Origin of the sequence: Gillisia sp. Hel_I_29 (assembly GCF_000744275.1) — a bacterium.
Taxonomy (GTDB): Bacteria; Bacteroidota; Bacteroidia; order Flavobacteriales; family Flavobacteriaceae; genus Gillisia.
The window spans coordinates 1,338,926-1,357,817 of record NZ_JQLP01000005.1; the positions used below are offsets into that span (position 1 = coordinate 1,338,926).

The window sequence follows — 18,892 nt, forward strand, 5'->3', positions numbered from 1 at the left end:
GGTATAGAATTATGTTTTTACAGATTTTATACTTTCATTAATAGTGCTTTAACAGCAGATTGGGAGAGCTTCAGTCTTAAAAATGATAACTTTGAATTGCTAGAAAAATCAAACCTTTTTGGGTCTGAATTTGAAAAATGAATAAAAAAAAGAAGTTATGTCAAAGAGTGAAAGTAAAGAATTAAAGACTATTAATCCTGCAACCGGAGAAAAGTTGAAAAACTATCCGATAATGACAGATAAGGAAGCAGATGACGCAGTAAAAAAATGTCATGAAGCATTTTTGGATTGGAGGTTGAAAACCCATGAAGAACGTGCTGAAGTTCTTAGAGGAATAGGAAAAAGTCTTATAGATCATCAAAAAGAATTGTCTGAACTTATGACATCAGAGATGGGAAAACTCGTTTCTCAAGGTGTAAGTGAAATTGAATTATGTAAAGGAATTTGTGATTGGACTGCAGATAATGGACCTGAAGAATTAAAAGATCTTCACCGTACGCTTCCTAATGGCGGTAAAGGAATAATTTCTTATGCTCCATTAGGAGTAATTTATGGAATACAGCCTTGGAATTTCCCAACATATCAGGTAATAAGATATGCTATTGCTAATTTGATGACTGGAAATGGAATCTTATTGAAGCATGCTGAGAATGTTACCGGTTCTGCATTATTACTGGAGAAGATATTTGTAGCAGGAGGATTGCCAAAAGATCTTTTTACCGTTTTGAGAATTGATCACGATCAATCTGATGCTATTATAGAAAATGATCTTGTTAGAGGGGTTACGCTTACAGGAAGTTCTGCAGCAGGAAAAATTATTGGTAAGAAAGCGGGAGAAGCTCTGAAGAAAACAGTTTTAGAATTAGGTTCTAATGATGCATACATCGTTATGGATGATGCAGATATAGATCTAGCAGTTAAAACATGTGTTACTGGTAGAATCTACAATAATGGAGAAACCTGTGTAGCAGCCAAAAGATTTGTTGTAGTAGATAAAGTATACGACAAATTTAAGGAAGGATTTGTAAAGGCAATGAGTAACATCAAGCATGGAGATCCTACGAAAGAAGAGACAGAGCTTGGACCAATTGCTAGAGAAGATCTTAGAGATACTTTACATGAGCAAGTAGAAAAAAGTGTTAAGAATGGTGCAGAGATATTGTGTGGTGGAGAAATGCCTGAAGGTAAAGGTTTCTATTATCCAGCAACAGTACTTGGGAATGTTAAACCTGGACAGCCTGCATATGATGATGAACTTTTTGGGCCGGTAGCATCTTTAATAAAAGCGAAAGATAACGAAGACGCGCTAAGAATTGCCAATGATAGTAGATTTGGTCTTGGTGGTGGAATTTTTTCCAAAGACGAGGACAAAGCAATTGAGCTAGCAAGTAAATATTTTGATACTGGAATGATTTTTATTAACTCATTTGGAGTGGCACAACCAAATATGCCATTTGGAGGAACTAAAAACTCAGGGTATGGTAAAGAGCATGGTGGATTTGGAATGCATGAATTTATTAATGCAAAAGCTATAATGAGCTTAAATTCATAAGAGCAAGAATTATTTTTTGAGAAAAAGGTTGAGGTATCTCCTCAGCCTTTTTTTTATTTTAATACGTTATTTATCAAATTTATGACAATCAAAATCCCATATTTCCTTTTATTTTTTATTCTGATGTTTTCATCTTGTGCGGTTAATAAAACTGAAGATGTATCCTATTTAAACAAGAAGGATGCTAAAAATCTTAGAGAGGAACCAAAGATGAATATCTTCAGTCCTAAAAAAGCAACCTCAAAAAAATTACCGGTTCTAATATTTGTGCATGGAGGGAATTGGAATAGTGGTAAAAAAGAGCTTTACAGTTTCTTTGGAAATAATTTCGCTAAAAAAGGAATCGTAACTGTTGTAGTTGGATATACGCTAAGTCCAGAGGCTAGTTATAAAGAAATGGCAATTGAAATAGCGCAAGCTATAAAATGGACTAAAAGTAATATTTCAGATTATAAAGGAGATCCTGAGAAGATATTTCTTACCGGACATTCTGCCGGTGGACATCTTGTTGCTTTGGCGGCATTAGATGGCCAATATGGTGTTCAGGAAAAAGATATCTCCGGTATAATTTTAAATGATGCTGCTGGTTTAGATATGCATCATTATCTAGAGAATAATCCACCTACAACAACCGATAATTATTTAACAACGTGGACGAACGATCCTTTACAATGGAAGGACGCCTCCCCAATAAATTATTTGAGTGAATCAACACCGCCCATGCTTATTTACGTTGGAGATAAAACCTATGAGTCTATTAAGGTTGGAAATAAAAGGTTCTTAGAAAAACTTAAAGCATTTCAACCTAAGGTGGAGGTGAAATATATCAATAAAAAGCACATCCCTATGATGACTCAATATTTTTGGTCTTGGAATAATAGATATAAAGAAATTATTAATTTTATAAATAGTAACTCTTAACTATTCTGCCTGCTTTTCTTTTTCCTCCTGTGCTTTCTTAAAAATAGCCTTTAATTTTTCTTTATGAGCTGCCTTCTCAATTCTAAGTTTATCTTTCTTTCTTTTTAAAAGTTTGGTGTGCTTAGCTTTATTAGCGGCGTTTTTTTCAACTCCTTTTTTAGGCATCTTAAGTAAAATTTAATGTATAGATCTTTGCAAAGATAGCTGAAAATTTTTCTACTCTAGAATATTGCTGATCTCCAAGAACTTTAGTGAACTATTAAGAAGGAGTGATTGAAAATTGTAGATTTTCAGGATCCTTTTCTATTATCAATATTAATTCATTCATAATTTGGTTATCGGCACATATTAATGTGAAGTGAAGTTTTAAATAAAGCATCTTAGCAGATATTACTAATTTCTAAACAATTTCATTAACTTGAGAATTACTGTTTTAACCTTTAATTAAATGGCTTTTAGCAACGAGAATAAACCTGTGTATTATCCACCCTTCGAGGAAAAATTAAATATTTTATCTCACGGTTTTGGATTTTTACTTAGTTTAATAGGTTTGGTGCTCTTGATCATAAAAGCAATAGAGCTGGGAGAACCCTTGCATATTATTAGCTTTAGTATCTTTGGAGCGAGTATGATACTGTTGTATGCAGCCTCTACTTTCTATCATAGTGCTACATCATTAAAGCGTAGATATGTACTTAATATCATAGATCACGCTTGTATATATATACTTATTGCAGGCACATATACTCCTTTTGCTCTTATAACATTACATGGTTGGATGGGATGGACTCTATTTTCGTTGGTATGGATTATGGCTTTAACCGGTATTATTCTGAAGCTATTTTTTATTGGTAGGTTCCAAACGTTCTCTACCATTATGTATGTGGTAATGGGATGGATTATAGTGGTGTTCCTGAAACCATTATTATCTTCACTTTCTTTATCTGGAGTAGTTCTTCTTTTCTTGGGTGGTGGTTTATATACCGTTGGAGCTATACTTTTTAGTTTAGATAAGATAAAGTACAACCATGCCATCTTTCATTTATTTGTACTAGGAGGAACTTTCTGTCATTTTCTAGTTATTTATAATTACGTCTTACCAGTTTAATTTTATTATCATTATTTATATTAATGAATATTAATGTGATAAGTATCATAGGGTCTACTTTATAAGTTCTTTATTTTTATAATATACCTGTCTTTAATCAAATAATTTCATCTTTAGTATGCAGACATTCACTACAAGAAAAGTGGGAATTTGGATAGACCAGTCTAAGGCTTGTTTAATAGAGTTTAGTGATGGAAATGCCATATTTTTGGAGACAATTTCGTCTAATATTTTAAATAACAATAAATCAACTGTAGATTATAGTAGAATTAATAAAATTCAATTTTCACATGATCTCCGAGGTTTAAGATCATCAAGGATTAGTACGTCACACCTTCCAAACCTTCAAAAGTATTTTAAAAAGCTACGTGAAAAATTGATCAGCTTTGAAGATATATTAATTCTTGGACCGGGAGTGGTTAAGGATCAATTTTATAATGAACTGAAATTAGATCAGCAGTACCAGGGTAAATTTATAGCGGTACAAAATAAAGGGAACTTTTCTGAGAAGCAACTTATCTTGTACATTAATGATTTCTTTAATCCTTAAAAAGTGTAATTTGCTGTTTTTTATTTTTCGAATTAATTTAGTGAAACCTCAATATTATATCCATTTATTTAGTGCTTTTTAAGTAATTCCTAACTAATAGGTATTCTAAATTAGAATATTACTTTTTGCTGTTATTTCAATTTTACGATCGTTTCAGATTTAATATAACATTCACTTTTTATCAACAGTCTTGCTATTTTAATTATCTTATTTTTGATAATGAATTTTCATATTCCTCTATAATAACAGCCCATGAATAGCAATAGACATTACGTAATAGATTTTGATAGCACCTTTACTCAAGTAGAAGCCTTAGATGTTCTAGGCGAGATCTCTTTGGAAAATCAACCAGATAAAGATGAAAGACTTCAAGAGCTAAAATCTCTAACAGATAGAGGTATGGGGGGAGAGCTGGCGCTAAGAGAATCTCTTAGTTTACGATTAGATCTTCTAAAAGCAAACAAGAATCACCTGGCTCCACTTATTGATGTATTGAAGGGTAAGATCTCTACTTCTTTTGTAAGGAATGAAGCCTTCTTTGAGGAAAATAGTGACCATATATATATAGTATCTAACGGTTTTAAAGAATTTATTGTACCAATAGTAAAGGAGCTTGGAATTAAAGAAGAAAATGTTTTTGCCAACACCTTTGTATTTGATGATGAAGGTAAAATTATAGGGTTTGATAAAGAAAATGTACTTTCCTCCAACAATGGTAAAGTAGAGCAATTAAAAGCCTTAGATCTAAAAGGAGACGTTTATGTTATTGGAGATGGATACACAGATTATGAAATAAAAGCTGCCGGACTGGCAAATAAGTTTTATGCTTTTACAGAGAATATTGAACGTGATAAAGTAACAGAAAAAGCAGATCATATAACTCCTAGCTTAGATGAATTCTTATATGTACATAAAATGAATAAAGCTATCTCCTATCCAAAGAACCGTATTAAAGTATTGTTATTAGAAAACGTACATCCTGATGCCTTACAGATAATGAAAAATGAGGGGTATAATGTAAGTTTGCAAACAGGTGCTATGGATGAAGATGAACTTGCAGAACAAATTAAGGATGTTTCTGTATTAGGTATTCGTTCTAAAACACAGTTAACCAAAAAAGTTTTAGATAATGCCAATAGATTAATTGCAGTTGGAGCCTTCTGTATTGGAACCAACCAGATAGATCTGGAGGAATGTCTTAAAAAGGGAATAGCAGTATTCAACGCACCTTACAGCAATACAAGATCTGTAGTAGAATTGGCAATAGGAGAGATCATTCTTTTAATGCGAAATCTTCCAGATAAGATTGCAAAAATGCATGAGGGCAATTGGGATAAATCTGCTAGCCATAGTTATGAGGTGAGAGGGAAAAAATTAGGTATTGTTGGATACGGAAATATTGGTGCTCAACTATCTGTTATGGCAGAATCTATAGGGTTTGATGTGTATTATTATGATCTGGTAGAAAAACTGGCATTGGGTAATGCTACCAAATGTAATAGCCTTAAAGAATTACTACAAACTGTAGATATTGTAAGTCTTCATGTAGATGGAAGAAAAGAAAATAAGAATCTTATTGGAGAGAAGCAGTTTAAAGAAATGAAAGATGGCGTGATCTTTCTAAATCTTAGTAGAGGACATGTTGTAGATATAGAAGCTTTAAAGAATAATATAAATTCTGGAAAAGTTAATGGGGCAGGGATAGATGTTTTTCCGTCTGAGCCTAAGACCAATAAAGAGAATTTTGAGTCTTCCTTGAAAGGATTGCCAAATGTTATATTAACTCCGCATATAGGAGGAAGTACAGAAGAGGCACAAGAAAATATTGGTAATTTTGTTCCAGGGAAGATTATAGAATATATAAATACCGGGAGCACTACTAACAGCGTTAATTTCCCGAATTTGCAACTGCCTATTTTAGAAAATGCTCACAGACTTATTCATATACACCATAATAAGCCGGGAATTATAGCCCATATAAATAGGGTTCTTGCTGCAAATGATATTAATATTGTTGGTCAACATCTTAAAACCAATGAGACTATTGGCTATGTAATTACAGATATTGATAAGGCGTATAATATTGAAGTTGTGAAAGAACTCAAAGAAATTAAAGACACTATTAAGTTTAGGATCTTGTATTAGACATAAAAAAGGTATGAGAGATCATCGCTTTTTTATTTAATTTGAAGCAAGTATTTATCTAGTAAGCCTGCCAAGTTATTTGAAGAAAACTTAGCACCGGTAAGTTTATTTTTTTCCGGGTCTATGCTAAAATTTGAAGCGCTACTAAAATCTGCTTTTTCCAGATTGGTGTTTTCAAAGATCGAGGCAGTGAGATCACAGTTGTAGAATATTACATCAGGTAGATTTGCATTTGCAAAATCTACCTGTTCTAATTTACAGTTATCAAAAATTAGCTTTTTGATCTTCAAGGAATAGAAAGAAGAGAAATTTAGAATACAATCTTTAAATCTAAATGAAAGTAAAAACGGGTTACATTCATCAAATCTCAAACCTAATAATTTACAATTAGAAAAGATGCAATCTCTAAACGTTGTATGCTTCAAGAGTGCATTGCTTAGATCAGAATTTATAAACTCACAGTCAGAAAAAGTATAAGATGAAAGATTGGTGGTAGTGAAAGTGCAATTCAAAAAAATACAACTTTCATATTCTCCACTTTCAAGAGGTTGTTCATTAAAATTAGTTCCATTGTATTCTTCGTTCTCAATATAATTCATGTAAAGGGACTACGATTTATTTATTCTGAAATATAAAAATTCGCTTTATAGAAGGTTATTATTTATCTAATGGATTCAAAAATGAGTACTGCTTTATTAAAGTGATCAAATTTATAGTAATTTGATAAGAAGTTTAGATATAAATTCCAATCAAAGTGCGAATAATATTCAATTAAAAAGAACTATTTTTGCACATTAATAAAAGACTTAAGTCGATATGGGCAATATTGTAGCCATTGTAGGGAGACCAAACGTTGGGAAATCCACTTTTTTTAACAGATTAATTCAGCGTAGAGAAGCAATTGTAGATTCCGTTAGTGGGGTAACAAGAGATAGACATTACGGAAAATCTGATTGGAATGGGCAACCATTTTCTTTAATAGATACTGGAGGATATGTAAAAGGAAGTGATGACGTTTTTGAAACTGAGATCGATAAGCAGGTAGAACTTGCCATAGATGAAGCAGATGCTATAATCTTTATGGTAGATGTTGAAACCGGTATTACCGGAATGGATGAAGATGTAGCCAAACTTTTAAGAAAGGTTAAGAAACCTGTATTCTTAGTGGTTAATAAAGTAGATAATTCAAAGCGTTTAGAAAATGCTGTAGAATTTTATTCTCTAGGTTTAGGGGATTACTTTCCTATTGCTAGTACAAATGGTAGTGGAACCGGAGAATTATTAGATGCTCTAATTGAAGCATTGCCCGAGGTTGAAGATGACGACGAAACAGAATTGCCAAGATTTGCTGTGGTAGGAAGACCGAACGCAGGGAAATCTTCATTTATAAATTCATTAATTGGGGAAGACCGTTATATCGTAACCGATGTTGCAGGTACTACCCGTGATTCTATAGATACAAAATACAACCGTTTTGGATTTGAGTTTAATCTTGTAGATACTGCGGGAATAAGACGTAAATCTAAAGTGAAAGAAGATCTTGAATTTTACTCGGTAATGAGATCTGTAAGAGCTATAGAAAATTGTGATGTTTGTTTAATAGTTCTAGATGCAACTCGTGGGTTTGATGGTCAAGTTCAAAATATTTTTTGGCTGGCACAGCGTAATCGTAAAGGTGTAGTTATTCTTGTGAATAAATGGGATCTGATGGAAAAGGAAACCAATACATTGAAGGAATATGAAAAAACGATAAGACGTGAGATTGAACCTTTTACAGATGTGCCAATTGTTTTTATCTCTGTACATTCTAAGCAACGTATTTTTAAAGCTATAGAAACCGCTGTAGATGTTTACAAAGCGAGAAGTCAGAAAATAAAAACAAGTGAGTTAAACGATACGATGCTTCCTATTATAGAAAGTTATCCACCACCAGCTTGGAAAGGTAAATATGTAAAGATCAAATTCTGTATGCAATTACCAACGCCTCAGCCTCAATTTGCATTTTTCTGTAACTTGCCTCAATATGTGAGAGATCCTTACAAGCGTTATTTAGAGAATAAACTAAGAGAAGTATATAACTTTACAGGAGTACCAATTTCAGTATATTTTAGAAAGAAATAGGTAAACATATCTAATAAAAAATCCCATCAGTTCTTGCTGATGGGATTTTTTATTTTTTCTAAATAGGATTATTAAAAATGTTTGTTCATTAAGGTTGAGGTAATAATTACCAGCTTCCACCAGCACCACCACCACCAAAACCTCCACCGCCAAAGCCGCCTCCAAAACCGCCTCCGCCGCCAAAGCCTCCGCCTCCACCAAATCCTCCAGAGCTTCCGCCACCAAAGCTACCTCTTCCAAGGCTGCTTAAAATAATGGCATCTAATAAGCCACCACGCATTCCGCCTCTGCTTCCTGGGCCACCACCATTCTTATTCTTTCTGATAAGTGAAATTATAAAAATGATAAAAAAGATACCAATAATTATGAGTCGTGGAGGAATCCCATTACTACTTTCGGTTTGAGGCCTAGAACCTTTGAAAGTTCCATTCAATACCTCAAAAATAGCTGAAGTACCTTTATCCAACCCACCATAGAAGTTGTTATTTCTAAAGTCTGGTAGGATGATATTTTCGATAATGTCTTTGGACTTGGCATCGGTTAGATATTGTTCCAAACCATAACCTGTTGTGATCCATATCTTTCGATCTTCTTTAGCTAATAGCACTAAAAGTCCGTTATCTTCTTTAGATTGTCCAACACCCCATTCCTGCGCCCATTCTGGAGCATAAAGTCCAATATACTCTCCTTCTAATGAAGGAATGGTAGCAATTACAATTTGTGTAGAAGTAGTATCTGCATAATTAATTAATTTTTGCTCCAGCATGCTCTTTTCTTGTGCAGACAAAACTCCTGCCTCATCATAGACACTGGTCTGCTTGCTAGGCTTAGGAGGTATATCTCTTTGAGCATAGCCTGCTAAAGAAAATGCAAGAATAAAAAATAGTACTGGAAATAAAAGTCTTTTAATTGGTAGCATTAGCCTTTTGATATAGTGTCTGGAAGTTCATTAACATCGTTCTCATCCCATGGAAAATGTTTTTGAAGCTGATTCCCAGCTTTCAAAATTCCATCGATAAGTCCTTGTTTGAAATTTCCATTTTTAAAGTGAGTAACAATAGTATCTTTTGTACTCTCCCAGAAATCTACTGGAACAACTGCATTGATACCTTTATCGCCATAGATTACAAAGTTCCGATCTTCTACAGCTACATAGATAAGTACCCCGTTATCTTGCTTTGTATTATCCATCTTAAGGGCATGGAAAACTTCCATAGCCCTTTCAAAGATGTCTTTATTTTCATGAGATTTTTCAATGTGAACTCTAATTTCACCAGAAGTTGCCTTTTCTGCAGAACGGATAGCATCTACAATTTCCTTCTCTTCCTTTTCTGTTAAGAATCTTTCAACTTTACTCATAGCTTTTACTAATTAAAATCGAAGTCTACATCTGGTGCATTTTCAGAACCTGCATCTGCTTCAAATCTAACCATAGGGTCAAATCCAAACCATCCGGCAAACATGCTATTCGGAAAAATTCTAATGTATTTGTTATACTCTGTAACACCCTCATTGTATCTATTTCTTGCTACATTAATTCTATTTTCAGTTCCTTCTAATTGAGATTGTAACTGAAGAAAGTTCTGATTTGCTTTTAATTCTGGATATCTTTCTACAGTAACTAGTAATCTTGATAATGCAGAAGAAACTCCGCTTTGAGCTTGCTGGAATTGAGCCATTTGCTCTGGAGTAATGTTAGCAGGATCTATATTTACAGACGTTGCTTTTGCTCTAGCTTCTATAACATCTGTAAGCGTACCTCTTTCAAAATCTGCAGCTCCTTTCACGGTTTTTACAAGATTGCTAATAAGATCATTTCTTCTCTGATAGGAACTTTCTACGTTAGACCATGCTAATCTAGCATCTTCTTGTTTAGTTACCGCTTTGTTATTAAAGCCTACAGTTAAGCTATAAATAATAATACCTAGAACAATAATAACAATTGCTGGAATAAGCCACTTTTTCATACTATAATTGATTTTTGAGATTGGTTAATTCAGATTTTACCGATTGTAATTTTCGGATAATGTCAAAGTTAGTGAGAGTTTTCTTCTTTTCCTCTTTTAAATGGATTTTTGCACCTTCTAAGGTAAATCCACGTTCTTTCACTAAATGATAAATGAGCTCTAGATTCTTTATGTCTTGAGGAGTAAATAATCTATTGCCTTTGGCATTCTTTTTAGGTTTTAGTGCATCAAATTCTTTCTCCCAAAATCTGATAAGAGACGTATTCACACCAAATGCTTCAGCAACTTCGCCAATAGCATAATATCGTTTTTCTGGAAGATCTACATGCATTAATCTAAAGATTGGTTTTCTTGTTGTGCTTTAATAAGAACCTGGTCAAATTCTTCTGGAGATAAGTTACCATAATAGAAGTTAATAGGGTTAATACGTTCTCCATCTTTATAGATCTCATAATGTAAATGTGGACCTTCAGATCTACCGGTGCTTCCAACAAAACCTATTACATCTCCACGTTTTACTTTTTGACCTACTCTTACATTGTATTTATATAAATGAGCATATAGGCTGGTATATCCATACCCATGATCTATTTCTATATGATTTCCAAAACCGGTTGCTCTATTATCTGCCCTTTCCACTTTTCCGTCGCCGGTGGCATAAACAGGAGTTCCCCGAGGGGAAGAAAAGTCCATTCCATAATGAAATTTCTTAACCTTGGTAAAAGGATCACTTCTCCAGCCATATCCGGAAGCAATTCTCTTAAGGTCTTCATTTTTGACAGGTTGTATTGCAGGGATCGCTGCGAGCAGTTGTTCTTTTTCTTTTGCTAGAACTGTTATTTCATCTAAAGATTTGGACTGAACAACAATTTGTTTTGTAAGAATATCCATCCTCTTTTCGGTATCTATTATAAGTTTAGAGTTTTCATAACCCTCTAGATTCTTATATCTGTTTATACCTCCAAAACCTGCTTTGCGCTGTTCTTCTGGAATAGGATTGGCTTCAAAATATAGTCTATATATATTATTGTCTCTATCTTCAATATCAGCAAGAACGTTCTGGATTTGATCCATCTTTTTGTTCTGAATTCCGTATTGTAATTGCATGTTCAGCAATTCTCTCTTAAGCGCTTTTTCTTTAGGGGTTTCTATACCTGGAATATTTAAATAAACCACGAGCAGTATAAGCCCGGCAAGAAATGCTCCCGCAATTCCTACAAAGGCGATCCCAAATTTTCGGCTTTTACGGCGTTCAATTTTTTTATAGGAAAGCGTCTCGCTATCGTAATAATATTTAACCTTCGTCATAAATTAAAAATATGCTATTTTTGCCAGTATTAAGCACTGCAAAAACCTTGCAAATGGTTATGAGAAACGAACAAATATAAAAATTGTTTTCTCACCCACATAATTTAATAATTATTAGACCTTTTTTGGCCATATGAAATCTAAGGAGATACGCTCAACATACCTCGAATTCTTTAAATCTAAAGTTCATACCATTGTGCCATCTGCACCTATGGTAATTAAAGATGATCCAACCCTGATGTTTACCAATGCAGGAATGAATCAATTTAAGGAATATTTTCTTGGAAACACAGTGCCAAAGCAAACTAGAATTACAGATACCCAAAAGTGTCTTAGAGTTAGTGGTAAGCATAATGACTTGGAAGAAGTAGGGATGGATACTTACCATCATACTATGTTTGAAATGCTTGGGAATTGGAGTTTTGGAGATTATTTCAAAAAAGAAGCAATTCATTGGGCTTGGGAATTACTTACCGAAGTTTTTAAGGTGAACAAAGATATTTTATATGTTTCTGTATTTGAAGGAAGCGAAGATGATAATATGCCTTTAGATAAGGAGGCTTTTGATCTTTGGAAAGCGATTGTTCCTGAAGACAGAATTATCATGGGTAATAAAAAAGATAATTTCTGGGAAATGGGAGATCAGGGGCCGTGTGGTCCAAGTTCAGAAATTCACGTAGATCTTAGATCTGAGGAGGAAAAAGTTAAGATCCCTGGTAGAGATCTAGTAAATGCAGATCATCCTCTTGTAGTAGAGATCTGGAATTTGGTTTTTATAGAATTTAATAGAAAAGCAGATGGATCTTTAGAAAAATTACCTGCGCAGCATGTAGATACCGGAATGGGCTTTGAAAGGCTTTGTATGGTATTGCAAGATAAAAAATCTAATTATGATACCGATGTATTTACACCTCTTATAAAAGAGATAGAAATTATTACCAATACTCCTTATGGCAAAACGGAGAAAGTAGATATAGCTATTAGAGTTATTGCAGACCATGTTAGAGCTGTAGCTTTTGCTATTGCAGATGGGCAATTACCAGGCAATGGCGGTGCAGGATATGTTATAAGAAGAATATTAAGGAGAGCTATTAGATATGGCTTTACCTTTTTAGATACTAAAGAACCATTTATTTATAAATTGGTAGCTACTTTGAGCAAGCAGATGGGAGATTCTTTCCCAGAAATTAAAGCTCAGCAAACGCTTTGTGAGAATGTAATTAGAGAAGAAGAACAGTCCTTTCTTAGAACATTAGACCAAGGTCTTGTGCTACTAGAAAATATTATTGAAAATACAACCGGAAAAACTGTTTCAGGTAAAAAAGCCTTTGAATTATATGACACCTTTGGTTTCCCTATAGATCTTACTGCTCTTATATTGAGAGAACGCGGATATGATCTGGATGAAGCTGAGTTTAAGTCTGAATTACAGCAGCAAAAAGATCGGTCAAGAGCTGCTTCTGTTGTAACTGCCGGAGATTGGCAGATATTAGGAGAAGAGGAATCTGAAAACTTTATAGGATATGATCACAGATCTTCTGAAGTAAAGATCACAAGAATTAGGAAGGTTAATAGTAAGAAGGATGGTGAGATATATCAATTAGTACTTAATAGAACTCCATTTTATGCTGAAGGTGGTGGACAAGTTGGTGATAGAGGAATTCTTGAGACCGAGAATGGAGAAACGATAAAAATAATTGATACTAAGAAGGAGAATAATTTAATTATTCATTTTACTAAAAAATTACCTTCAGATATTTCTGGAACGCTGCAGGCCAAGGTAAATATTGAAAAAAGAGATCTCTCTCAGGCAAATCATTCTGCAACACATTTATTACATCAAGCTTTAAGAAAAATCTTAGGCACTCATGTAGAACAAAAAGGTTCTATGGTAAGTCCGGATTATCTAAGATTTGATTTTTCTCACTTCAGTAAGCTTAGTGCAGGAGAATTACAGGAAATAGAAACCTTTGTTAACAAGCGCATCAAAGAGCAAATTCCTTTATTTGAACAAAGGGGAATTACGTATAATAATGCTATAGAGCAAGGTGCAATTGCACTCTTTGGGGAGAAATATGGAGATTCTGTAAGAGCCATAAAGTTTGGAGACTCTATGGAACTATGTGGTGGTACGCATGTTCAGAATACCGCAGATATTTGGTATTTTAAAATTATTTCTGAGGGAGCAGTAGCAGCCGGAATTCGTAGAATTGAAGCTATTACCGGTGATGCTGTAAAACAATATTTTTCAGATCAGGCAGAAACCCTTCATCAGATCAATTCAGAATTAAAGAATGCTAAAGATCCGGTAAAGTCTATACAATCATTACAATCTGAAAATGCGTCTCTTAAGAAACAAGTTGAAACATTATTAAGAGAAAAGGCTAAAAACCTTAAAGTAGAACTTCAAACAGAAATACAATCTATTAACGGAATAGATTTTCTTGCTAAGAAAGTAGATCTAGATGCTAATGGAATTAAAGATCTTGCATTTCAGTTAGGAGAAAATAAGAATAATTTGTTTTTGTTACTAGCTTCAGAGCAAGATGGCAAAGCATTATTATCATGTTACATTTCAAAAGAATTAGTAGCAGAAAAAGGTTTGAATGCAGGACAGGTAGTACGCGAACTTGGTAAATTTATTCAAGGTGGAGGAGGGGGGCAGCCTTTCTTTGCAACTGCGGGAGGTAAAAAACCTGAAGGAATAGCGGAAGCCTTGCAAAAATCAAGAGAATATTTAAACTAATAAACTTACCCCGCATTTCTTAATTGCGGGGTTTATTTTTATCTAATTTTAAATATTATGAAGTTTAGAACAGAAGTATCGGTTTCCCCCCAAGATAATGCAATTAGTTATCGCTCTAAGATCTTCTTGCTCGGCTCATGTTTTGTGGAAAACATTGGTGAGAAACTAGATCTTTATCAATTTCAGAATTATAAGAATCCTTTTGGAATTCTATATCACCCTTCAGCCTTAGAAAATTTTTTAAGAAAAGTAGTGGAGGGCTATGAGTTTACCTCTGCAGATATTTTTTATCATAATGAACGCTGGCATAGTTTTGATGCACATTCAGAACTTAGCGATGAAAGTAGTTCTAATTTAATAGAAAGATTAAATGTTCAACTGCAACATAGCAGGTCTTATTTAAATCAAACTTCGCACATCATACTTACTTTAGGAACAGCATGGAAATATTATCATTTAAAAACAGAAACATCTGTTGCTAATTGCCATAAATTACCTCAAAAGGAATTTGTGAAAAAGCTAATGAGCATAGAAGAAATAACTGGTAAATTACATTCCATTCAATCGTTATTATGTAAACTTAATAGAGACATACAACTAATTTATACACTTTCTCCTGTTAGGCATCTTAGAGATGGTCTCTTAGAAAATCAATTAAGCAAAGCGCATCTTTTAACTGCCATTCATGAGAATTTAAAAATCAAAAAAGATGGCGGTTTAAAGGTTGATTATTTTCCTTCTTATGAGATCATGGTGGATGATCTTAGAGATTATAGGTTTTATAAAGAAGATCTGCTTCATCCTAACAGCACAGCTATTTCATATATCTGGAATAAATTCTTAGATGCCTGGGTGCTTCCAAAGGAGCTAGATGTAATGAAGAAGGTGGAAACCATACATAGAGGCTTAAATCATAGACCATTTAATGAAAATTCTGAAGCGCATAAAAAGTTCATATCTCAGTTAAGGGAAAATATAGATTTGTTAGTAAAAGATCATTCCTGGATGCGTTTCTGATTTAAAAATTATTAATCCTCGATTTTTTCTATTCTTTATATTCAAAACTGTTAATAATCTGTGTCTTCTATTTTGTTGATATCTATTAAGATTTTAAAGCTATCTTTCTGATAAACACATAATTAATATAAAAATTTAAGGAGATTTACTTGTTTGGTGATTAAATTTTTGTAATTTTAAATAAGCAATAAGAGTAGAACTACATCTTAAATAATTATTAAAATTAGTTCAAAATTAATGCTTAGTTTCTAAAATTTGTTGGGGTAGATTTTAGAATTTTAAAGCTTATGGACGGGTGGGGCCGTCCATAAGCATTTTTATTATACACCACTTCTTCACTTAAATTTATAATAATCCGTTCTTCTTATTAGTATCTTTAGCCTAAATTCTAAGCTATGAGAAAGATTATTGCGGTGGTTCTTTTACTTTTGGTTGTGTTTTTTGGATATCAATATTTTGAATCTAAGAATAATGAGAGAGATCAATTGCTAGAAAGTACCAATCTTATCCAAAAACAAATAAAGAATGTTGGGAAGCTGGTGGTTACCGAAGGCAATTTTTCTCAAGTTTTCTCCTATAAAGATTCTAAGAAGTACTACCTAGATATATTTTCTGCAAGAAAAAAAGCTCTTATAATAGTAAATGCAGATGTAACAGTATCTTATGATCTTAGCAAATTAAAGACAGAAGTGCACCCAGAAACTAAGACCGTTACCATTACTTATATCCCGGATGAGGAGATCAAGATCAATCCTAATATTCAATATTATGACGTTACTCAAGATTATCTAAATCAATTTGAAGCAGAAGATTATAATACCATTCAGAAAAAAGTAACAAAACTCATAAGTGCGAAAATTGAGAAATCCTCCCTAAAGACCAATGCTAAGAATAGGTTGATAAGCGAACTTCAAAAAATTTATATTTTAACCAACTCTATGGGGTGGACCTTAGAGTATAATGGTAATTCATTTAACAGTAATAAAGATCTGGAGTCACTAAAATTATAGTTATTTCACCATTAAATTAGCTTCTACGAGTTCTATTCCTCCATCAATTAAGTGAGCGATATCTTTACGTTGTGCTTTAACTTCATGTAAATGTTCTTTCACTTTAGCTGCAAATTTTGGATCTCTGTCTAAAACCAATTCATATATTTCAACAGAAAGTAACCAATCTTTTGGATGATGTTTTTTAGCAATTTCGAAAGCTGCTTCTAGAGAGAATTTAGTGTTTTCACCATTTCTATTGTTCTTTACTGCTTGATACAAACTTTCCAATTCTAATTTCTCTTCAGAACTTTTACTCTTTATGGTGGTGCTTGAAACTTTATGAGTAATAAGATCAAAAGACAAAGGATCTGCTGGACCAGCAAAGGCAGAAATTACTTCTTTCCCTATAGCCATATCATAATTGCCCCATTCTAGTTGGAATAATATTTCATTTTTATAGGTAACCGTACAATTTTTTAGACTTATCAGAATTATTTTACCTTGAAGATTTCTAGTGCCGGTTATGATATCCCCTGTTACAAAAATCCCACCTTCAAATTCAAAAGTAATATTTTCGCCCTCATAGATATCATAAGCTCTAAGATCTCTAGGGCTCATATCTTCAATAGCTAGATTGATCCCTTTTAGTTTTCCAATGGGAGATCCAAAGCCATTAGGATGATTTATAACCCCATGCCCTACAAGTTCTTTATCTCTATTTGATAATGCAGTTTTACCAGTTGTTTGAAAATATATTGGCCGATCCTGATAAGAAATAACTTTGGTAAAATTCCCAGAAATCTGTATTCCGGTGCTCAACTCAATAGTGCCTAAATTCTTGGAATTAATTAACTTTTCCAATCCAGATAAACCTCCCTTTCTTAGCGACATGGTATTTGCAAATTCTTCAAGTACCTGACTTAAATAAGAGAAATCTGGAGTGACATATAATTGAGGTTGTGGTTTTGTAATATCAAATTCTTGATTGGCAGCTTCTAGATTATAAGGTCTTTTTTTCACCTTATCTGTCATACACCAAGCGCTTTCTCCAATAGAAGATAAAAGTCCTGCACCGTAGATCTTTGGCTCTTCCACAGTTCCTATAAGTCCGTATTCTACGGTCCACCAGTGTAAATTTCTAATTTGAGCCATTTCACTAGGCTTTCCCATATTATTCTGAAGAAAATCTACTTTCTCTTCAGCTTCACGAATTACATCTTCAGGTGTATCTTCAGCTTCTTTGATTATAGAAAGATGACGAATGGCTTCGTACATTTCATAATCTTTAGCACTCGAGATCGCTTTGCAACCAATTTCTCCAAAACGTCTTAAATATTCTGCATATTCTGGATTGGCAATGATTGGAGCATGCCCGGCACCTTCATGAATTATATCTGGAGCAGGAGTGTATTCTATATGATCTAGTTGTCTTATATCACTTGCAATAACAAGAACGTTATAAGCTTGAAATTCCATAAAAGCCGCTGGTGGAATAAATCCATCTACGGCAACTGCTGCCCATCCAATTTCCTTTAGAATTCTATTCATTCCATACATATTGGGAATGCTATCTATAGAGATCCCTGTTTGCCTAAGACCTTCTAAATAAGAATTATGAGCAACTTTACTTAGATAATCCACATTCTTTCGCATCACATATCTCCAAACTGCCTGATTTATTGCTGTATATTCATCATAATCCTGAGGTTTGATAAATTGTTGCAAATGATCTGGTAGCCGGTCTAAAATCTCATTAGATTGAATTTCTTCTAACATATATATATATGGTGTTTTTGCAGCCTAAAGATACAAAATTAGGTTTGGATAATATCAACTTAGGGCTCCTTGAAAATAAAACTGTTTTCAACAAAAAACGCCTCCAATTGGAAGCGTTTAGAATATTTACTTATTCTTTTCCCGGTGGAAATTTCTTTAATATTTCTGCTACAATTTCGTTCACTCTATTTTGTTTTTTAGAAACATCTGTAGCAAGTGCAGCTGTTCCCATACCTTGCCAGATAAGTTCTTTGTCTTTAGCGTCGATAAGGTCTATGTAAAGAGTACCTTCACTTGTTGAAGAAATGGTATTACGACCAGCTCCCCAATAATAAGGATTCCAACCTCCCCATCCGTAGCCATAGAAACCCATCATATTATTTTGATAGATATTAATGTTCTCATTAGTTTTGGTAAAAATGCTAACCAACATATCAGGGTCTTCAGATTTCATATAACCTTGTACACTCATGGCAGATTCTATACCACGTAAGATTCTTTTTTTGTCTAGATCTGAAACTTCTGCCTTATCTATTCCAGGTTTGAAAAACGCATAGGTCTTATACTTATTGAAATCTACAGACTGATCATAATCTGATGCTACTTTAACCGAGCTGCAGGATGTAAGCAGTGCAGCAAACAGAAACATTGCAAATGTAATTTTTAAGAATTTCATAAATTTATATTTT

The 18,892-nt window shown here is 33.6% G+C and carries 18 protein-coding genes; 9 read left to right on the forward strand and 9 right to left on the reverse strand.

What is annotated here, in order from left to right:
• The first annotated feature begins 157 nt into the window (after positions 1-157).
• Positions 158-1,552, forward strand: coding sequence for an NAD-dependent succinate-semialdehyde dehydrogenase (locus P163_RS11185; RefSeq protein ID WP_034891011.1), 1,395 nt, complete (start codon positions 158-160; stop codon positions 1,550-1,552).
• Between the two features lie 81 nt (positions 1,553-1,633).
• Entirely contained in the window at positions 1,634-2,473 is an 840-nt protein-coding gene (locus P163_RS11190) for an alpha/beta hydrolase (RefSeq protein ID WP_034891014.1), read from the forward strand.
• On the opposite strand, the gene P163_RS18470 is transcribed toward P163_RS11190, so the two are convergent.
• A complete protein-coding gene (locus P163_RS18470; protein WP_172822450.1) occupies positions 2,474-2,638 on the reverse strand; it encodes a hypothetical protein in 165 nt (54 codons plus the stop codon).
• 283 nt (positions 2,639-2,921) lie between these two features.
• Between P163_RS18470 and trhA the strand changes: the two genes are divergently transcribed.
• From trhA to serA, 3 genes are all read left to right on the forward strand, one after another.
• Positions 2,922-3,581: a PAQR family membrane homeostasis protein TrhA gene (gene trhA / locus P163_RS11195; protein WP_034891017.1), complete on the forward strand. Its 660-nt coding sequence runs from the start codon at positions 2,922-2,924 to the stop codon at positions 3,579-3,581.
• A 118-nt stretch (positions 3,582-3,699) separates the two neighbouring features.
• A complete protein-coding gene (locus tag P163_RS11200; RefSeq protein ID WP_034891020.1) occupies positions 3,700-4,131 on the forward strand; it encodes a hypothetical protein in 432 nt (143 codons plus the stop codon).
• A 252-nt stretch (positions 4,132-4,383) separates the two neighbouring features.
• On the forward strand, positions 4,384-6,276 hold the full coding sequence (gene serA / locus P163_RS11205) for a phosphoglycerate dehydrogenase (RefSeq protein WP_034891023.1): 1,893 nt from the start codon (positions 4,384-4,386) through the stop codon (positions 6,274-6,276).
• Positions 6,277-6,308: 32 nt separating this feature from the next.
• Here the strand turns inward: serA and P163_RS11210 are convergent, their stop codons facing one another.
• Positions 6,309-6,875, reverse strand: a complete 567-nt coding sequence (locus P163_RS11210) for a pentapeptide repeat-containing protein (protein WP_034891026.1) — start codon at positions 6,873-6,875, stop codon at positions 6,309-6,311.
• Positions 6,876-7,092: 217 nt separating this feature from the next.
• On the opposite strand from P163_RS11210, the gene der reads away from it, so the two are divergent.
• Positions 7,093-8,397, forward strand: a complete 1,305-nt coding sequence (gene der, locus P163_RS11215) for a ribosome biogenesis GTPase Der (protein WP_034891029.1) — start codon at positions 7,093-7,095, stop codon at positions 8,395-8,397.
• 106 nt (positions 8,398-8,503) lie between these two features.
• On the opposite strand, the gene P163_RS11220 is transcribed toward der, so the two are convergent.
• From P163_RS11220 to P163_RS11240, 5 genes are read right to left on the reverse strand one after another with little or no spacing between them, the layout of a single operon-like run.
• A complete protein-coding gene (locus P163_RS11220; RefSeq protein WP_034891032.1) occupies positions 8,504-9,316 on the reverse strand; it encodes a TPM domain-containing protein in 813 nt (270 codons plus the stop codon).
• A complete protein-coding gene (locus tag P163_RS11225; protein WP_034891035.1) occupies positions 9,316-9,756 on the reverse strand; it encodes a TPM domain-containing protein in 441 nt (146 codons plus the stop codon). The genes P163_RS11220 and P163_RS11225 overlap by 1 nt, the downstream gene beginning before the upstream one ends.
• Positions 9,757-9,764: 8 nt before the next feature.
• Positions 9,765-10,364 (reverse strand): LemA family protein, encoded by a 600-nt coding sequence (locus tag P163_RS11230; protein WP_034891038.1) that lies wholly within the window; start codon positions 10,362-10,364, stop codon positions 9,765-9,767.
• A 1-nt stretch (position 10,365) separates the two neighbouring features.
• Complete coding sequence (locus P163_RS11235) at positions 10,366-10,695, reverse strand: MerR family transcriptional regulator (protein ID WP_034891041.1); 330 nt, start codon at positions 10,693-10,695, stop codon at positions 10,366-10,368.
• The gene (locus P163_RS11240) at positions 10,695-11,672 is read right to left on the reverse strand and encodes a M23 family metallopeptidase (RefSeq protein ID WP_034891044.1); all 978 of its coding nucleotides are present in this window, start codon (positions 11,670-11,672) and stop codon (positions 10,695-10,697) included. Before P163_RS11240 ends, P163_RS11235 begins: the two co-directional genes overlap by 1 nt.
• Positions 11,673-11,805: 133 nt before the next feature.
• On the opposite strand from P163_RS11240, the gene alaS reads away from it, so the two are divergent.
• The 3 genes from alaS (at position 11,806) to P163_RS11255 (ending at position 16,445) form a co-directional block, all read left to right on the forward strand.
• The gene (gene alaS, locus P163_RS11245; RefSeq protein WP_034891047.1) at positions 11,806-14,418 is read left to right on the forward strand and encodes an alanine--tRNA ligase; all 2,613 of its coding nucleotides are present in this window, start codon (positions 11,806-11,808) and stop codon (positions 14,416-14,418) included.
• A 57-nt stretch (positions 14,419-14,475) separates the two neighbouring features.
• Complete coding sequence (locus P163_RS11250) at positions 14,476-15,435, forward strand: GSCFA domain-containing protein (protein WP_034891050.1); 960 nt, start codon at positions 14,476-14,478, stop codon at positions 15,433-15,435.
• A gap of 395 nt (positions 15,436-15,830) precedes the next feature.
• Positions 15,831-16,445: a DUF4230 domain-containing protein gene (locus P163_RS11255; RefSeq protein ID WP_034891054.1), complete on the forward strand. Its 615-nt coding sequence runs from the start codon at positions 15,831-15,833 to the stop codon at positions 16,443-16,445.
• Here the strand turns inward: P163_RS11255 and P163_RS11260 are convergent, their stop codons facing one another.
• Together P163_RS11260 and P163_RS11265 are read right to left on the reverse strand one after the other, a co-directional pair.
• Entirely contained in the window at positions 16,446-18,203 is a 1,758-nt protein-coding gene (locus P163_RS11260; RefSeq protein WP_034891057.1) for an aromatic amino acid hydroxylase, read from the reverse strand.
• A gap of 130 nt (positions 18,204-18,333) precedes the next feature.
• Complete coding sequence (locus P163_RS11265) at positions 18,334-18,879, reverse strand: DUF4136 domain-containing protein (protein ID WP_034891060.1); 546 nt, start codon at positions 18,877-18,879, stop codon at positions 18,334-18,336.
• Positions 18,880-18,892: the final 13 nt, after the last annotated feature.

What these genes read in the sequence shown, in the direction of transcription:
- P163_RS11260 (WP_034891057.1), bottom strand. Translation starts at nt 18,203, where the DNA reads ATGTTAGAAGAAATTCAATCTAATGAGATTTTAGACCGGCTACCAGAT.
- serA (WP_034891023.1), top strand. Translation starts at nt 4,384, where the DNA reads ATGAATAGCAATAGACATTACGTAATAGATTTTGATAGCACCTTTACT.
- P163_RS18470 (WP_172822450.1), bottom strand. Translation starts at nt 2,638, where the DNA reads ATGCCTAAAAAAGGAGTTGAAAAAAACGCCGCTAATAAAGCTAAGCAC.
- P163_RS11225 (WP_034891035.1), bottom strand. Translation starts at nt 9,756, where the DNA reads ATGAGTAAAGTTGAAAGATTCTTAACAGAAAAGGAAGAGAAGGAAATT.
- P163_RS11185 (WP_034891011.1), top strand. Translation starts at nt 158, where the DNA reads ATGTCAAAGAGTGAAAGTAAAGAATTAAAGACTATTAATCCTGCAACC.
- P163_RS11210 (WP_034891026.1), bottom strand. Translation starts at nt 6,875, where the DNA reads ATGAATTATATTGAGAACGAAGAATACAATGGAACTAATTTTAATGAA.
- P163_RS11190 (WP_034891014.1), top strand. Translation starts at nt 1,634, where the DNA reads ATGACAATCAAAATCCCATATTTCCTTTTATTTTTTATTCTGATGTTT.
- alaS (WP_034891047.1), top strand. Translation starts at nt 11,806, where the DNA reads ATGAAATCTAAGGAGATACGCTCAACATACCTCGAATTCTTTAAATCT.
- P163_RS11265 (WP_034891060.1), bottom strand. Translation starts at nt 18,879, where the DNA reads ATGAAATTCTTAAAAATTACATTTGCAATGTTTCTGTTTGCTGCACTG.
- P163_RS11230 (WP_034891038.1), bottom strand. Translation starts at nt 10,364, where the DNA reads ATGAAAAAGTGGCTTATTCCAGCAATTGTTATTATTGTTCTAGGTATT.
- P163_RS11240 (WP_034891044.1), bottom strand. Translation starts at nt 11,672, where the DNA reads ATGACGAAGGTTAAATATTATTACGATAGCGAGACGCTTTCCTATAAA.
- P163_RS11220 (WP_034891032.1), bottom strand. Translation starts at nt 9,316, where the DNA reads ATGCTACCAATTAAAAGACTTTTATTTCCAGTACTATTTTTTATTCTT.
- P163_RS11255 (WP_034891054.1), top strand. Translation starts at nt 15,831, where the DNA reads ATGAGAAAGATTATTGCGGTGGTTCTTTTACTTTTGGTTGTGTTTTTT.
- trhA (WP_034891017.1), top strand. Translation starts at nt 2,922, where the DNA reads ATGGCTTTTAGCAACGAGAATAAACCTGTGTATTATCCACCCTTCGAG.
- P163_RS11250 (WP_034891050.1), top strand. Translation starts at nt 14,476, where the DNA reads ATGAAGTTTAGAACAGAAGTATCGGTTTCCCCCCAAGATAATGCAATT.
- P163_RS11235 (WP_034891041.1), bottom strand. Translation starts at nt 10,695, where the DNA reads ATGCATGTAGATCTTCCAGAAAAACGATATTATGCTATTGGCGAAGTT.
- der (WP_034891029.1), top strand. Translation starts at nt 7,093, where the DNA reads ATGGGCAATATTGTAGCCATTGTAGGGAGACCAAACGTTGGGAAATCC.
- P163_RS11200 (WP_034891020.1), top strand. Translation starts at nt 3,700, where the DNA reads ATGCAGACATTCACTACAAGAAAAGTGGGAATTTGGATAGACCAGTCT.